This is a genomic window from Pseudomonas sp. SIMBA_041, assembly GCF_046535095.1.
Classification (GTDB): domain Bacteria; phylum Pseudomonadota; class Gammaproteobacteria; order Pseudomonadales; family Pseudomonadaceae; genus Aquipseudomonas; species Aquipseudomonas mucoides.
In genome coordinates, this window is the sequence record NZ_JAWRXJ010001005.1 from 1 (window position 1) to 232 (window position 232).

Here is a 232-nt window from a genome sequence, read left to right on the forward strand (position 1 = left end):
GGTAATTAGCACTGTACTAGCAAGTATCGCTGCAAATAGTGCGATTGCAAAAAATAGCGACACCCCTCTTCATTTTTCGAAAAGTGCTATTAGTAGCGTCATCACTGGTAAATTAAATCCTAATGACAATGAACGTTGGTATCGTTTTGACGCTACCAGTGGACAGTATGCCGTGATTAATATGACTCCACTTGCGAGAACATCTGAGACTGCCAATGTCGGCGTATTACAT

Annotated in this window: 1 protein-coding gene; it reads left to right on the forward strand. The window is 41.4% G+C overall.

What is annotated here, in order from left to right:
- Nucleotides 1-232 (forward strand): hypothetical protein (locus tag SB725_RS34150; RefSeq protein ID WP_410923819.1); only part of this gene is annotated, 232 nt, incomplete at both ends.